Origin of the sequence: Streptomyces sp. NPDC001315 (assembly GCF_042896175.1) — a bacterium.
In the GTDB taxonomy this organism is placed as follows: Bacteria; Actinomycetota; Actinomycetes; order Streptomycetales; family Streptomycetaceae; genus Streptomyces.
This window is the reverse complement of record NZ_JBIAWZ010000002.1, coordinates 558,474-572,688: the sequence shown is the minus strand read 5'-3', so window position 1 is coordinate 572,688 and position 14,215 is coordinate 558,474. Positions and strand designations below refer to the sequence as shown.

Below are 14,215 nucleotides of genomic sequence, written 5' to 3'. Positions count from 1 at the left end.
CTCCCTCCGCACCGGGAGCGCCCCCTTCACGTATGACCGCGGCCGAAGGTGTGCGGCCGCTCGGTGGTGCCTACTTGGCGCGGTCGAAGTCGATCGCGCTGTACGCACGCAGCTTGCGCAGCCGGTGCTCGGAGTCGATCCGGCGGACCGTGCCCGACTTCGAACGCATGACGATGGAGTCGGTCGTGGCGGTCTCGGAGCGGTAGCGCACGCCGCGCAGCAGCTCGCCGTCGGTGATGCCGGTGGCGACGAAGAAGACGTTCTCGCCCGAGACCAGGTCGTCCGTGGTCAGAACGCGGTCGAGGTCGTGCCCGGCGTCGATCGCCCGCTGCCGCTCCGCGTCGTCCTTCGGCCACAGCTTGCCCTGGATGGTGCCGCCGAGGCACTTCACGGCGCAGGCCGAGATGATGCCCTCGGGGGTACCGCCGACGCCGAGCAGCAGGTCGACACCCGTGCCCTCGCGCAGCGCGTAGATCGAGCCGGCGACATCGCCGTCGGAGATCAGCTTGATGCGCGCTCCGGCTTCCCGGACCTCCTTGATGAGGCCCTCGTGCCGCGGCCGGTCGAGGATGACGACGGTGACGTCCTCCGGCGCGGACCGCTTGGCCTTGGCGATCCGGCGGATGTTCACAGCCACGGGTGCGTCGATGTCGACGAAGTCGGCGGCCTCGGGGCCCGTGACCAGCTTGTCCATGTAGAAGACGGCGGACGGGTCGAACATCGAACCGCGGTCGGCGGCGGCGAGGACCGCGATCGCGTTCGGCATGCCCTTGGCGGTCAGCGTGGTGCCGTCGATCGGGTCGACGGCGATGTCGCACTCGGGGCCGGTGCCGTCGCCGACACGCTCCCCGTTGAACAGCATCGGTGCCTCGTCCTTCTCGCCCTCGCCGATGACGACGACGCCGTTCATCGACACGGTGGAGACGAGGGTGCGCATGGCCCGTACCGCGGCACCGTCGGCGCCGTTCTTGTCACCGCGACCGACCCAGCGACCCGCGGCCATCGCCGCGGCTTCGGTCACCCGGACGAGTTCCAGGGCGAGGTTGCGATCGGGGGCCTCGGAGGGGACTTCGAGCTCGGACGGCAGCTGATGATTCTCGGTCATCGGAGCGCACCTTTCTGATACGACGACGGCCGGATGAGGGTCTTCGTCCCGACTCTATCGTCAGGTTAACAAAATGAGCAGAGCCCCCCACGGATGAGCGGACCGGGCACCTGCGACGATAGGGGCGTGGCAGGTTCGAACGGTAAGCAGAAGTCGGCCAGGGACATGATTCTGTCCCTGGGCCTGATCATGATCGCGGCGGGCGTCATCTACCTCTTCATCCCGCACGACGACCACGCTCCCGACATCAAGCGGGTCGACTACCGCGTCGAGCTGCTCACGGCGCGCCGTGCGGCGTCGTACCCGGTGGCCGCGCCCGAGGGCCTGCCCGAGAGCTGGAAGGCGACCTCCGTGCGTTTCCAGGGCGACAAGTTCGACGCCTGGCACCTCGGCTTCCAGGACCCCGACGGTGAGTACGTGGCGGTCGAGCAGTCGACTCAGAAGCGCTCCACGTTCATCGACGAGGCGAGCCAGGGCGCGACGGCGACGAAGACCAGCGAGGAGATCGGCGGCCGGACGTGGACCCGCTACACCGGCGGCCGCTACGACGCCCTCGTGCTCCAGGACACCGACGGCTCCACGACGGTGGTGACGGGCACGGCGTCGTTCGACCGGCTGATGAAGATGGCCGGGGCGCTGAAGATGACGTGAGTGCCCCGCTGACATGACGAGAGAGGCCCCCGGCACAGCGCCGGGGGCCTCTCTCGTCATGCCTGCGGGCCGTGATCAGACGGTGGTGATCACGTCGTCGTAGGCCAGGCGGGGCGAGCGGGGGAACCAGGCGTCCGGGCCCGGCTTGCCGATGTTGACGACCATCAGCGGGGTGTGGTCGTCGTCGAGGAACTCCTTGCGGACGCCCTCGAAGTCGAGGCCGGTCATCGGGCCCGCGGCCAGACCGGCGGCGCGGACGCCGATGATGAAGTAGGCGGCCTGCAGGGTGGCGTTGAGCGCCGCGCTGGGCTCGCGCACCGTGCGCTCACCGAAGAAGGCATCCTTGGCCTGGGGGAAGTGCGGGAAGAGCTCGGGCAGCTCCTCGTGGAACTCGTTGTCGGCGGAGAGGATCGCGACCAGCGGCGCGGCGGCGGTCTTCTTCTGGTTGCCCTCGGCCAGGTGCTGCACAAGGCGCTCGCGGGCCTCGGCGGAGCGGACCAGCGTGACGCGCAGCGGCGACTGGTTCATGGAGGTCGGGCCGTACTTGACCAGGTCGTAGATCGCCTGTACCTGCTCGTCGGTCACCGGCTCGTCGGTGAAGGTGTTCGCGGTGCGGGCCTCGCGGAACAGCAGGTCCTGGGCGGCGGGGTCGAGAACGAGAGACATCTGAACCTTCTCGGGATGTGCGCGTGCGGCCCTGAGGCTCAGGACCGGCTGACGGCACCGACCATACGGGAAGAGAAGTTCAAGCTTCAACCAAAGTCGGGGCGTGGTGATCCGCTTCACAGGCGTCACCGACGCCTACTCCGCTTCCTCTCCCTCGGCTTCCCCGGCCAGCGCCGCGTCCAGCCGCGCTCGCGCGCCCTCGAGCCACCGCCGGCACACCTTGGCCAGCTCCTCCCCCCGCTCCCAGAGCGCGAGGGACTCCTCCAGCGTCGTACCCCCCGCCTCCAGCCGCCGCACGACCTCGATCAACTCGTCGCGGGCCTGCTCGTACCCGAGCGTTTCATCCACTTTGCCGGTCATCAACTCACCCTAAAGATCGACTCGTACGTTGAACTCGCCCTCGGCGACCCGCGCCCGCAGCGACTCGTCCGCCGCCACCTCGCCCGGGTCGCGGACGACATGCCCGTCCGCCTTCTGGAGCACGGCATAGCCCCGCTTGAGCGTCGCCGCGGGGGACAGGGCCACCACGCGCGCGTGGGTGTGCGCCAGCTCGGAGTCGGCCCGGTCGAGGAGGTGGCCCAGGGTCCGCCGGCCCCGGTCGAGCAGGGCCGCCACCTGGTCGGCCCGCTCGTCGATCATCCGGTGCGGATCCTCCATCGAGGGCCGGCCGAGCGCATGGGCGAGCCCGCGCTCCTCCCGCTCGACGATCCCCTCCACACACCGCCGCGCCCGGTCGCGCAGCATCCGCACCCGCTCGTACTCCTCGCCGACGTCCGGTACGACCTTCTTCGCGGCGTCGGTCGGGGTCGAGGCCCGCAGGTCGGCCACGTAGTCGAGGAGCGGCGTGTCGGGTTCGTGCCCGATGGCCGACACGACCGGCGTACGGCAGGCGGCGACCGCGCGGACGAGCTGCTCGTCGGAGAACGGCAGCAGGTCCTCCACGCTGCCGCCGCCGCGCGCGACGATGATCACGTCCACCGCGTCGGTGGCGTCGAGCTCCTTCACGGCCTGCACGACCTGCGGGACGGCGTGCACACCCTGCACGGCGACGTTGCGCACCTCGAAGCGGACGGCGGGCCAGCGGTGCCGGGCGTTCTCCAGCACATCACGCTCCGCGGCGGAGGCACGGCCGCAGACCAGCCCGATGAGCTGCGGCAGGAAAGGCAGCGCCGTCTTCCGCTCGGGCGCGAACAGCCCCTCCGCGGCGAGGGACTTCTTCAGCTGCTCCAGCCGGGCCAGCAGCTCGCCGACGCCCACGGGCCTTATCTCGGCGGCCCGCAGCGACAGCTGTCCCCGCGGGGCATACCACTCCGGCTTCGCGAGTACGACGACCCGCGCGCCCTCACCGACGACATCGGCGACCGCGTCGAACACCTGCCGGTAGCAGGTGACGCTGACGGAGATGTCGTACGACGGGTCGCGCAGCGTCAGGAACACGACGCCCGCGCCCGGGCGCCGCGACAACTGGGTGATCTGCCCCTCGACCCACACCGCGCCGAGCCGGTCGATCCACCCCCCGATGAGCCGCGAGACCTCGCCGACGGGCAGCGGGGCGTCCGCGGACGTGTTCACAGCCATGCGCCCGAGAGTAACGGCCGGTGCTGACAACGCCGCCCAGGTTCCGCCCCGGCCGCTCACACCCCGGTCGGCGAAGTTCCAGCCCGGGGCGAAAATCCTCAGGGCGCACCCACCACCGCCCGTCACTCAGCCGATTCGGCCCCCGGCGATTCGGCCCCCGGCCGCCGTTGCGCGACCAGCACCGCCAGCCCGACCACCAACCACACCGCCCCCACCACCTGCGCCGCCCCCGACGCCTCGAAGATCACCGCGACAGTGATCGCCGCCCCCACCACCGGCACCAGCACATGCCGCCACCAGCTCACCGCGCCGCCCCTCCGCCGTACCGCGAACCACCCCACCACGCTCGCGTGCAGCAGCGTGAACGCGGTGAGCGCGCCGATGTCGACGACCGACACGAGGTGGTCCATCCCGTCGTCCCGCCGCGCCGCCCACACCGCCGCCACGAGGGTGATGACGGCCGCGCACACCAGCGCGACCCGCGGCACCCCGGAGTCCGTCCGGGACAACGCGCGCGGCAGCCGCCGGTCCCGGCCCATCGCGAACAGCAGCCGCGCCGCCGCGGCCTGCCCGGCCAGCGCGGCGAAGGCCGCGCCGATCGCCTTGCTCACGGCCACCAGGTCGTGCAGCCACGTGCCGACCGAGACGTCCACGGCGTCGTAGAAGGCCGACCCCTGCTTGACCGGATCGGCGGCGAACTGTGCCGATGTCGTCGGCTCCAGCAGCGCCACGAGGTACGTCTGCGCGACGAACAGCACGCCCGCCACCGCGAGACAGAACAGCAGCGCCCGCGCGACCGTCTCCGAACCGCCCGCCCGTCTCCCGCCACCACCCTTCCGACGAGCTTCGGGCCCCTCCTGACCGACCTCCTCAACGAAGGTGGCGATCGCGTCGAAGCCGAGGTACGACAGGACGGCGATCGAGACCGCGCCGATCACCGCCGACAGCGCGAAGGCGCCCTGCGTGCCGTCCCCGGTCAGCGGGGACAGCCAGCCGCGCTCGGCCCCGTCGCGCGCGAGGACGACGACCGCCGAGACGACGAACACGACGAGCACCACGATCTCCATCGCGAGGACGAGGAAGCCCACGCGGGCCGCGGCCCGTACGCCCCACAGGTTCAGCAAGGTCGTGACGACGACCGCGAGCGCCGTCCACACCCAGCGCGAGACCTCCGGGACGAGGGAGTTCATCGCGACGCCGGAGAAGAGATAGGCGACGGCCGGGATCAGGAGGTAGTCCAGCATCGCCATCCACCCGGCGATGAACCCGGCCTCCCTCCCGAGCCCCACGCGCGCGTACGCGAACACCGACCCCGCCTGGGGGACGACCCGCACCATCTGCGCGTAGCTGAGCGCGGTGAACGCCATCGCCACCGTGGCGAAGACGTACACCAGCGCCACCGCCCCGTGCGACTTCGCGTCCAGCGTGCCGAACACGCCGACCGGCGCCATGGGGGCGATGAACAGCAGTCCGTAGACGACCAGGTCCCGGAAGCCGAGGCTGCGCCGAAGATCGTGTTCCGCTTCGGTGACAGGGGCCGTCGTACCGATGTCGGACATCAGTGCCTCCGCGCGTCGCGACCCTTCCCGGCTCACCGTCAGTCTCCCCGCGCACGCGGAAGCACGCGATCTCTGACCCACCGAACGCGGCCTTACGATGGTTGCCATGACTGCTTCGCCTGGCCGCCGTGTCCTGCTCGCCGCCCCCCGTGGTTACTGCGCGGGTGTGGACCGCGCCGTGATCGCCGTCGAGAAAGCCCTGGAGCAGTACGGGGCTCCGATCTACGTCCGGCACGAGATCGTGCACAACAAGTACGTCGTGCAGACTCTCGAGAAGAAGGGCGCGATCTTCGTCGAACGTACGGAGGAGGTGCCCGAGGGGAACATCGTCATGTTCTCCGCGCACGGCGTCGCCCCCGTCGTCCACGAGGAGGCCGACCGCGGCCGTCTCGCCACCATCGACGCGACCTGCCCGCTGGTCACCAAGGTCCACAAGGAAGCCGTCCGCTTCGCGGGCGAGGACTTCGACATCCTCCTGATCGGGCACGAGGGCCACGAGGAGGTCATCGGCACCTCCGGTGAGGCTCCCGACCACATCCAGCTCGTCGACGGCCCCGCGGACGTCGCCAAGGTGGAGGTCCGCGACCCGTCCAAGGTCGTCTGGCTCTCGCAGACCACCCTCTCCGTCGACGAGACCATGGAGACCGTCGACGCGCTCAAGGAGAAGTTCCCCCAGCTCATCTCGCCGCCGAGCGACGACATCTGCTACGCCACGCAGAACCGGCAGCTCGCCGTGAAGCAGATGGGCGCCGAGGCGGAGCTCGTGATCGTGGTCGGCTCGCGCAACTCCTCCAACTCCAAGCGGCTCGTCGAGGTCGCCAAGCTCGCCGGCTCACGCGAGGCGTACCTCGTGGACTTCGCCCACGAGATCGACGAGGCCTGGCTGGAGGGCGTGACGACGGTCGGTGTCACCTCCGGCGCGTCGGTGCCGGAGGTGCTGGTCGAGCAGGTCCTGGAGTGGCTGTCCGAGCGCGGCTACGGCGACGTCGAGATCGTCAAGGCGGCCGAGGAGTCCATCACCTTCTCCCTGCCGAAGGAGCTCCGCCGCGACCTGCGCGAGGAGGCGGCGGCCCTGGTCGCCGAGCGTGGCGGGAGCGGCACTCCTACCGGCTCCGTGGAGTGACTGTCCGTCCCACGTCGTAACGTGGAGCCATGCAGATCTTCGGCGTGGACATCGGTGGATCCGGGATCAAGGGCGCTCCTGTGGACTTGGACAGAGGCGACCTGGCCCAGGAGCGTTGCAAGGTGCTCACCCCGCACCCGGCGACCCCCGACGGGGTGGCCGACGGGGTGAAGCAGGTCATCGACCACTTCGGCTGGAAGGGCCCGGTCGGACTCACCTTCCCGGGCGTGGTCACGGGCGGGGCCACCATCCGCACGGCAGCCAATGTGGACAAGAGCTGGATCGACACGGACGCGCGGGCGTTGTTCAGTGCACGGTTGGGCGGCCTCCCGGTGACCGTGGTCAACGACGCGGACGCGGCGGGTGTGGCCGAGATGCAGTTCGGCGCCGGCCGGGGCCGCGGGGGGACGGTCATCCTGCTGACCTTCGGCACCGGCATCGGCAGCGCCCTCTTCATCGACGGCGCCCTCGTCCCCAACACCGAGCTGGGCCACCTCGAGCTCCACGGCCGCGACGCGGAGAAGCACGCCTCCAGCAAGGCCAAGGAGGACCACGAGCTGTCGTGGGAGCAATGGGCCCACCGCGTCCAGAAGTACCTCGCCCATGTCGAGATGCTGTTCTCGCCCGAGCTGTTCATCATCGGCGGCGGCGTCAGCCGCAAGTCGGAGAAGTTCCTGCACCTCATCGAGGGCATCAAGGCGGAGATCGTCCCGGCGCAGCTGCAGAACAACGCGGGCATCGTGGGGGCGGCGATGCGGGCCCTGAAGGAGGGCTGAGCGCTCCGCGGGATGTGCGGCGATGCGCCGTCCATCGCCTGCGGCATCGTCGTGGCTGGTCGCGCCCACGCGGCGGAGCCGCATATCGACACAGCCCCGCGCCCCTTTCGGGCGCTGCGGAACCGCAGCGGACTTCACCGAGGTCGCTCAGCCGGCGCCCGTCGGGCCGATGGAGTCACGCACTCACCGCGCGAACCACCGCGCTGAAGGTCTCACGGCGCGAACGGCTCTCACCGTGCGATCGGCACACCTCGGAGTCGCCGGCGCTGATTCACCAGGCGGACCCTCCGCACGGTCGAGATCAGCCCGGCGACGAGCGTCCCGCCGTACAGCCACCCGGCCTGGGTGGCGAGCCCGGTGATCAGTCCCATCAGCCGGCTCCCGATCCCGCCGCCCTCGGCCACCGGCAGCAGCCCCACCGCGAAGGCGATCGGCACGACGACCGGTGCGGTCAGCAGGTCGCCCTTGCGCACCCACACCGCGGTCAGCGCGGACACCGGCAGGAACAGGACGCAGTACATCGTCAGCGCCCCGCCGAACAGCAACTGGTCGAGACAGCCGAGCAGGAACATCACCGCCCCGCAGAACAGCCCGCCGCCCAGCCCGGTCAGCCGCGGGTTGGGCAGCCGCCGCACAGCCTGCACGACCGGCGGGGCGGGCCTTCGTACCGCGGCCGGGCGCCGCTGCGCGGGCCCGCGGGCGGGAGCGCCCACCCCCACGGGACGGGAGGACGGCGCGGGACCGGACGGCCGGGCGGACCGCGCCGCCCCGCCGCGGCCGCCCTGCGGGGGCAGGGGCGGTGGTGGTGTGCCGCGTCGCGGTCCGTGCTGCTGAGGTCGCGTCCTGTGTTGCTCCACTGGACCAACTTAGGTCGGTTTATCTGTCGAATAGGCCATCAGACACGCCGTTGGGCCGAGCTTGGCCAAGCGTTCGATGCGTCGCCGGGGCGGGGTGCGGCACGCCGTAGACTGGTGGATCGGCCCCCTGGTCTCCAGTCCTCTCACGTACGGGAAGTCGCAACGTGTCGCTCACGATCGGAATCGTCGGTCTGCCGAATGTCGGCAAGTCGACCCTGTTCAACGCCCTGACCAAGAACGACGTGCTGGCGGCCAACTACCCGTTCGCCACGATCGAGCCCAACGTGGGCGTGGTCGGCGTCCCGGACGCCCGCCTCACCAAGTTGGCCGAAATCTTCGGTTCGCAGCGTGTCCTCCCGGCGACCGTCGACTTCGTCGACATCGCCGGCATCGTGAAGGGCGCCTCCGAGGGTGAGGGCCTGGGCAACAAGTTCCTGGCGAACATCCGTGAGTCCGACGCGATCTGCCAGGTCATCCGCGCCTTCAAGGACGAGAACGTCGTCCACGTCGACGGCAAGGTCTCGCCCAAGGACGACATCGAGACGATCAACACCGAGCTGATCCTCGCCGACCTCCAGACCATCGAGAAGGTCCTGCCGCGCCTCCAGAAGGAGTCGCGGATCAAGAAGGACGTCGCGCCGAAGGTCGCGGCGGTCGAGGCGGCGAAGGAGATCCTGGAGAAGGGCGACACCCTCTTCTCGGCGGGCATCGTCCAGGGCTCCGGCAAGGAGGAGCTGCTGCACGACCTGCACCTGCTCACCACCAAGCCGTTCCTGTACGTCTTCAACGTCGACGAGGACGAGCTGGTCGACGACGACTTCAAGAACGAGCAGCGCGCCCTGGTCGCCCCCGCCGAGGCGATCTTCCTCAACGCCAAGCTGGAGGCGGACCTCGCCGAGCTCGACGAGGAGGACGCGATGGAGCTCCTGGAGTCGGTCGGCGCCGAGGAGCCGGGCCTCGCCACCCTCGCCCGCGTCGGCTTCGACACCCTCGGCCTGCAGACCTACCTCACGGCCGGCCCCAAGGAATCCCGCGCCTGGACGATCAAGAAGGGCGCCACCGCCCCCGAGGCCGCCGGTGTCATCCACACCGACTTCCAGAAGGGCTTCATCAAGGCCGAGGTCATCTCCTTCGAGGACCTGGTCGCGACGGGCTCGGTCCCCGAGGCCCGCGCCAAGGGCAAGGCGCGCATGGAGGGCAAGGAGTATGTGATGCAGGACGGGGACGTTGTGGAGTTCCGCTTCAACGTCTGATCGCATCCATAGAGGTGGCCTGACCTGCGAGGATGCTGGTCAGGCCGTCTTGCTGTCCGCAGGAGTCCGCACACCTTCGGAGGTCAGACGGTGCGGATGACGGGAGCGGGCTTGACGTCCTGGGCATCGATGAGGGCGCGGATGTCGTCCGGGTCGGAGGTCCAGATGATCGCCCCGAGACTGGCAGCCATGACAACGACGGTGGCGTCGACGATGTCTGCGGTGCCGGCCTTGCCGCAGAGAATGCCTGCGGCCTTGGCGGTTTCGAGGCCCACGGGTACGACATGGCACCCTGCGAGGAACTTGCCGAGCCTGACCTGGCGGCGGGAGTCCCGCCATGCCTGGCTGACAACCACGGAGGGCACGTGGATGTCCCTGCCGTCTTCGAGAGCGAGGCTGTGCCGGGCCCACATGCGCCGGTCGTCGTTGTCGATGGCGATCAGCGCACCGGCGTCGTACAGGTAAGGGATGTTCACGCGGCCGACGCTCCCGTGCCGCTGAGGTACTCGGCATCGGCGTCGGCCATGTCGGCGCGGGCAGCTGCGAGCTCTTGCGGCGTGAAGGCGCCGTGCTCTGCCTGCCACTGCTGGATCACGGCCCGCCCGGCCCGCAGCCGCAGTTCTCGTTCAGCCGCTCCGGCGACAAGCCGGGAGAGCGGGATGCCTTCCTCCTCAGCAGCACTGGCCAGGGCCTCGACCAGGGATTCATCGAGAGTAATCGTCACCTTCTTAGTAGCCATACCAGCACCATAGCGCGGTATGGCGGAACCGGGTGGGTTTTCGGCGGTGGGGATGTCCTCTAGGGCCCGGCCGAGAAGCCGCCGTATCGAGGCAGTTCGGCAATCTGCCGGCGTTCCAAGGCCGTCTTGGGCGGCGCACCACGGCCGGCGTGGGTGGTGGGAAGATGCGGGAAGTGTGAGAGAGGGGCGGGACGGGTGGGGCGTGGCGAGCGGGACACAGTCACGAGGGGAGCGCGGCTGTACGAAGCGGCGCAGGCAGTGGCCGGTGACACGGCAAGGCGGTCGACGCGGTACGGGCGACGCTTGAGCCGATCCACGACGCGGCGGTCAAGCGGGAGCTCGATGCGATCCCCGTCGCCCGGCTGCAGGACGTCACCGAAGGACGCCTGCGGCTGGGGAACGTAGAGAAGAGCGGCCTGCGCACAGTGGGCCGTGTTCTCGAAGCGGGCCCCTACCGGTTGCGCCAGATTCCCGGGGTGGGGCAGCGCACTGTCGACCAGATGCTCGCCGCAGCTCGCCGACTTTCCGAGGCCGTGCACGAGACGGTGGCCGTCCACATTGACGTGGACCGGCCGGAGCCGAGCACCACCGCACTCGTCATGGCCTTGCAGGTTCTGGTGGAAGCGGGACCGGATGCCCGGCGCGCGGTGGACCGAGCCGCAGCCTTGTCGGACCGACTCGGCCCGCTGCTGGTCGACGCGAGGCCCGCCGCCGGGCGCTTCAGGATGTTTCTGGCTGGTCAGGACAAGAGGGCGCGCGCCCTGGCGGCTGTCAACGAGATCCGCTCGCTGGTGGACGAGGCAGAGCAGGCGGGCCTGCCTGAGCTGCTTGCCCAGGCATCGGTGGACCTGCTGCGCGGATCCTCCTCCGACATCGCGGCCTGGGTGGACTTCGAACTCCGTTCCGCCGAGTACTACAGCCTGCTCGCCGAGATCTCCGGTCGGCCGCCTGACACGGCCGCCGCCGAAGGCTTCCTGCCGGAGGAGATTGCCGAGCGGGTACGGACCCAGCACCTCGACGACTCGCATCGGCGGGTCTCCCTGCGCGGCTACCAGGCGTTCGGCGCGCGCTTCGTCCTTGCGCAGCGCAAGGTCATACTCGGCGACGAGATGGGTCTCGGGAAGACCATCCAGGCGATCGCCGTGCTGGCACACCTGGCCGCCGAAGGGCAGAGCCACTTCATGGTCGTCTGCCCGGCGAGCGTTCTCGTGAACTGGACTCGGGAGATCGAGGCCCGCAGTGCCCTTCGCGTCACGGTGCTCCACGGCCCCGACCGGCACTACGCGTTCGCCGACTGGAAGGGGCGGGGCGGGGTAGGGGTGACTACGTTCGACGCACTGCGCGGCTTTCCGGCGCCCGGCGGCGGAGAGGTCGGACTGCTCGTCGTCGACGAAGCGCACTCCGTGAAGAATCCGAAGGCCAAGCGGTCTCAGTCGGTCGCACTGTGGACGGAGCGTTGTGGGCGCAGCCTCTTCATGACCGGGACCCCGATGGAGAACCGGGTTGTGGAATTCCGCAACTTGGTCCAGATGCTCGATGGAGGGGTCGCGGACTCCTTGGGCGAGCGAGACGCCTTGGCGGGATCGGTCGCCTTTCGCAAGACCGTCGCTCCGGTCTACCTGAGGCGCAACCAGGAGGACGTACTGTCGGAACTCCCCAGTCTTCAGCAGACCGACGAGTGGGAGGAGCTGAGCGCATCGGACGAAGAGGCGTACCGCGAAGCCGTGCGCGCCGGCAACTTCATGGCGATGCGCAGGGCTGCGTACATGCACCCCGAGAAGTCGGCCAAGCTGGACCGGCTCCGCGAGATTGTTCAGGAGGCCGGCGAGAACGGGCAGAAGACGGTGGTCTTCTCCTATTTCAAGGACGTGCTGGGAGTGGTGAAGGCAGCACTCGCCGCGGGCCCCGCTGCCGGCACTGCGGTGTTCGGTCCGCTCACCGGAAGCGTCGCGGCAGGGCGGAGGCAGCAGATCGTCGACGACTTCGCCGGTGTCTCGGGACCAGCGGTGCTCCTGGCACAGATTCAGGCGGCCGGCGTCGGCCTCAATCTGCAGGCTGCCTCCGTCGTCATCATCTGCGAACCGCAGATCAAGCCGACCATCGAGCACCAGGCAGTTGCCCGGGCACACCGCATGGGCCAGGTCAGGCCGGTTCGCGTGCACCGCCTGCTCGCCACTGGGGGAGTGGATGAACGCATGGTGAAGATGCTGGAGGAGGCCCCACCCGCCTGTTCGATGCCTACGCCCGCCGTAGCGCCGTGGCCGAATCCACCCCGGACGCGGTCGACGTGTCGGACACTGAGCTGGCCCGCCGGATAGTCGAGGAGGAGCAGGCGCGCCTGGGCATGACGAACGGGAGGCCCACGGCATCCGAGTGAGGGGGTCCTCCGGTCCGCAGCCAGTCCGCGGGACACCCGTAAACGGCCGTTGGGAGCCAACGCATACCAACGAGGAAATGCCAGGTCAGAGCCCTGGGTGGGGCTCCGCCGCAGGTCAGGATCGGGCCGCAGACATTCCGCTTCAACGTGTGACGGGCTGACGCCGTGATCGGCTGAGGTGCTGGTCAGGCAGTAAAACCCCAGGTCAGGGGCCAGATCTTAGGGTCTGGCCCCTTCCTGTTTTCTCCGGCTGGATCAGCCTGTTTCCTGGCCGTGTGCTGACTTGGTGCTGACTCGCGGGGCGGGTCTGTACGTGCTCTGAACTTGGGTTTCCGGGGTGCCGTGAGAGGCCGGAGAGAACCGGGGGCGCACCTGGGGCCGGGCACGGGAAACCCGGTACGCACGCGGAAAGGCCGCCGGGCAGGATGGGGGAGTGGCTGACCTGCTGTGGGATGAAGTCAGAGGGTTCTTCGACCCCGATCTGATGGGCGCGTTGCCAGACGTGCTCGTTCCTGGGGCCTTGAGGTTCCCCCGAGAACGTGCGTGCGAGCATGACGAGCACCCGCACCTGGGGGTCGAGCCCGTACTCCGGGAACTGCGCATCCCTTCCTCCACCTACTACCGCTGGTGCCAGGCCGAGAAGCAGCCGTGTGAAAGGCGCCGTCAGGACGTCGAACTGACCGATCGGATCCGGCAGGTCCACGCCGACTCCGGCGGGATCTACGGCTCACCCCGCGTGCACGCCGTCCTCGGGCGGGAGGGCGTCCACGTCGGCCGGAAACGGGTCGAACGGCTGATGCGGGAAGCTGGCCTCGCCGGCATCAGCCCCCGCAAGGGCAAGGGCTTCACCCGCCGCGACCAGGACGCCGACCTCGCCCCTGACCTGGTGCAACGTGACTTCACCGCCGACGAACCGAACCGGCTGTGGGTGACAGACCTGACCATGATCCCCACCGGGGAGGGGCCGTTGTGGCTGTCGGCGATCCGGGACGCCTTCTCCCGCCGGGTGGTGGCCTGGGAGACCTCCGCCCACGCGGACGCCGACCTGGTCCTCACCTCGCTGGAATACGCCCTCGCCAGTCGCGAAGTCGCCCCCGGCGAACTCGTCCATCACGCCGACCACGGCTGTCAATACACGTCCATCAAGCTCACAACACGCCTGGTCAGAGCTGGAATCCAGGCGTCGATGGGCTCGGTCGGGGACTCGTTCGACAACGCCCTGGCGGAGAACCTGTGGATGCTCATCAAGACCGAATGCATCCGCGGCCGCACCTTCGCCACCAGAGCCGAGGCCAACCTCGCGCTCTTCGAGTACATCGACGGCTTCTACAACCCCCGCCGCATCCAGAAACGGCTCGGCTACCTCAGCCCCATCGAGTTCGAAGAGAAGCACTACGCCAACCAGGCAACGGCCGAACCAGTGAACCTGAAACCCCGTCAACCCTCCCTGACCAGCTAGTCAGCCACTCCCGCGCAGCGGGGGAACCTCAAGGAGTGAACGATCACCAACCGGCGTGCCCCCAGTTGTCAG

The 14,215-nt window shown here is 69.4% G+C and carries 13 protein-coding genes and 1 pseudogene; 6 read left to right on the top strand and 8 right to left on the bottom strand.

Annotated features, from left to right (window positions below; all coding sequences use genetic code 11):
• Positions 1-70: 70 nt before the first annotated feature.
• Positions 71-1,105, bottom strand: a complete 1,035-nt coding sequence (gene glpX / locus ACFY16_RS09765; RefSeq protein WP_390646560.1) for a class II fructose-bisphosphatase — start codon at positions 1,103-1,105, stop codon at positions 71-73.
• 126 nt (positions 1,106-1,231) lie between these two features.
• Between glpX and ACFY16_RS09760 the strand changes: the two genes are divergently transcribed.
• Entirely contained in the window at positions 1,232-1,756 is a 525-nt protein-coding gene (locus ACFY16_RS09760; RefSeq protein ID WP_390646559.1) for a DUF4245 domain-containing protein, read from the top strand.
• Positions 1,757-1,831: 75 nt separating this feature from the next.
• Here ACFY16_RS09760 and ACFY16_RS09755 read toward each other — a convergent pair whose 3' ends face one another.
• The 4 genes from ACFY16_RS09755 to ACFY16_RS09740 form a co-directional block, all read right to left on the bottom strand.
• Complete coding sequence (locus ACFY16_RS09755; protein WP_390646558.1) at positions 1,832-2,422, bottom strand: malonic semialdehyde reductase; 591 nt, start codon at positions 2,420-2,422, stop codon at positions 1,832-1,834.
• Positions 2,423-2,557: 135 nt separating this feature from the next.
• Positions 2,558-2,782, bottom strand: coding sequence for an exodeoxyribonuclease VII small subunit (locus ACFY16_RS09750; protein WP_390646557.1), 225 nt, complete (start codon positions 2,780-2,782; stop codon positions 2,558-2,560).
• Positions 2,783-2,791: 9 nt separating this feature from the next.
• Positions 2,792-4,000 carry an exodeoxyribonuclease VII large subunit gene (xseA, locus tag ACFY16_RS09745; RefSeq protein ID WP_390646556.1) on the bottom strand — a complete coding sequence of 403 codons (1,209 nt, stop codon included), beginning with the start codon at positions 3,998-4,000 and terminating at the stop codon, positions 2,792-2,794.
• A 122-nt stretch (positions 4,001-4,122) separates the two neighbouring features.
• Positions 4,123-5,559, bottom strand: a complete 1,437-nt coding sequence (locus ACFY16_RS09740) for an APC family permease (protein ID WP_390646555.1) — start codon at positions 5,557-5,559, stop codon at positions 4,123-4,125.
• Positions 5,560-5,656: 97 nt separating this feature from the next.
• On the opposite strand from ACFY16_RS09740, the gene ACFY16_RS09735 reads away from it, so the two are divergent.
• A complete protein-coding gene (locus tag ACFY16_RS09735; protein WP_390646554.1) occupies positions 5,657-6,682 on the top strand; it encodes a 4-hydroxy-3-methylbut-2-enyl diphosphate reductase in 1,026 nt (341 codons plus the stop codon).
• Positions 6,683-6,711: 29 nt separating this feature from the next.
• A complete protein-coding gene (gene ppgK / locus ACFY16_RS09730) occupies positions 6,712-7,458 on the top strand; it encodes a polyphosphate--glucose phosphotransferase (protein ID WP_390646553.1) in 747 nt (248 codons plus the stop codon).
• A 230-nt stretch (positions 7,459-7,688) separates the two neighbouring features.
• Here ppgK and ACFY16_RS09725 read toward each other — a convergent pair whose 3' ends face one another.
• Entirely contained in the window at positions 7,689-8,315 is a 627-nt protein-coding gene (locus ACFY16_RS09725; RefSeq protein WP_390646552.1) for a DUF6542 domain-containing protein, read from the bottom strand.
• Between the two features lie 164 nt (positions 8,316-8,479).
• Here ACFY16_RS09725 and ychF point away from each other — a divergent pair, with 164 nt between their 5' ends.
• A complete protein-coding gene (gene ychF / locus ACFY16_RS09720; protein WP_390646551.1) occupies positions 8,480-9,568 on the top strand; it encodes a redox-regulated ATPase YchF in 1,089 nt (362 codons plus the stop codon).
• A gap of 83 nt (positions 9,569-9,651) precedes the next feature.
• Here ychF and ACFY16_RS09715 read toward each other — a convergent pair whose 3' ends face one another.
• Both ACFY16_RS09715 and ACFY16_RS09710 read right to left on the bottom strand, forming a co-directional pair.
• On the bottom strand, positions 9,652-10,044 hold the full coding sequence (locus ACFY16_RS09715; protein ID WP_390646550.1) for a PIN domain-containing protein: 393 nt from the start codon (positions 10,042-10,044) through the stop codon (positions 9,652-9,654).
• Positions 10,041-10,307 carry a hypothetical protein gene (locus ACFY16_RS09710; RefSeq protein ID WP_390646549.1) on the bottom strand — a complete coding sequence of 89 codons (267 nt, stop codon included), beginning with the start codon at positions 10,305-10,307 and terminating at the stop codon, positions 10,041-10,043. The genes ACFY16_RS09715 and ACFY16_RS09710 overlap by 4 nt, the downstream gene beginning before the upstream one ends.
• A 195-nt stretch (positions 10,308-10,502) precedes the next feature.
• Between ACFY16_RS09710 and ACFY16_RS09705 the strand changes: the two are divergent.
• Together ACFY16_RS09705 and ACFY16_RS09700 are read left to right on the top strand one after the other, a co-directional pair.
• Positions 10,503-12,684 (top strand): annotated as a pseudogene (locus ACFY16_RS09705) (DEAD/DEAH box helicase).
• Between the two features lie 433 nt (positions 12,685-13,117).
• On the top strand, positions 13,118-14,143 hold the full coding sequence (locus tag ACFY16_RS09700) for an IS3 family transposase (protein WP_390646548.1): 1,026 nt from the start codon (positions 13,118-13,120) through the stop codon (positions 14,141-14,143).
• The last annotated feature ends 72 nt before the right edge of the window (positions 14,144-14,215 follow it).

Bases quoted from the DNA above. Each gene is read 5' to 3' on its own strand.
- glpX (WP_390646560.1), bottom strand. From the start codon at position 1,105: ATGACCGAGAATCATCAGCTGCCGTCCGAGCTCGAAGTCCCCTCCGAG.
- ACFY16_RS09755 (WP_390646558.1), bottom strand. From the start codon at position 2,422: ATGTCTCTCGTTCTCGACCCCGCCGCCCAGGACCTGCTGTTCCGCGAG.
- ACFY16_RS09750 (WP_390646557.1), bottom strand. From the start codon at position 2,782: ATGACCGGCAAAGTGGATGAAACGCTCGGGTACGAGCAGGCCCGCGAC.
- xseA (WP_390646556.1), bottom strand. From the start codon at position 4,000: ATGGCTGTGAACACGTCCGCGGACGCCCCGCTGCCCGTCGGCGAGGTC.
- ACFY16_RS09740 (WP_390646555.1), bottom strand. From the start codon at position 5,559: ATGTCCGACATCGGTACGACGGCCCCTGTCACCGAAGCGGAACACGAT.
- ACFY16_RS09735 (WP_390646554.1), top strand. From the start codon at position 5,657: ATGGTTGCCATGACTGCTTCGCCTGGCCGCCGTGTCCTGCTCGCCGCC.
- ppgK (WP_390646553.1), top strand. From the start codon at position 6,712: ATGCAGATCTTCGGCGTGGACATCGGTGGATCCGGGATCAAGGGCGCT.
- ACFY16_RS09710 (WP_390646549.1), bottom strand. From the start codon at position 10,307: ATGGCTACTAAGAAGGTGACGATTACTCTCGATGAATCCCTGGTCGAG.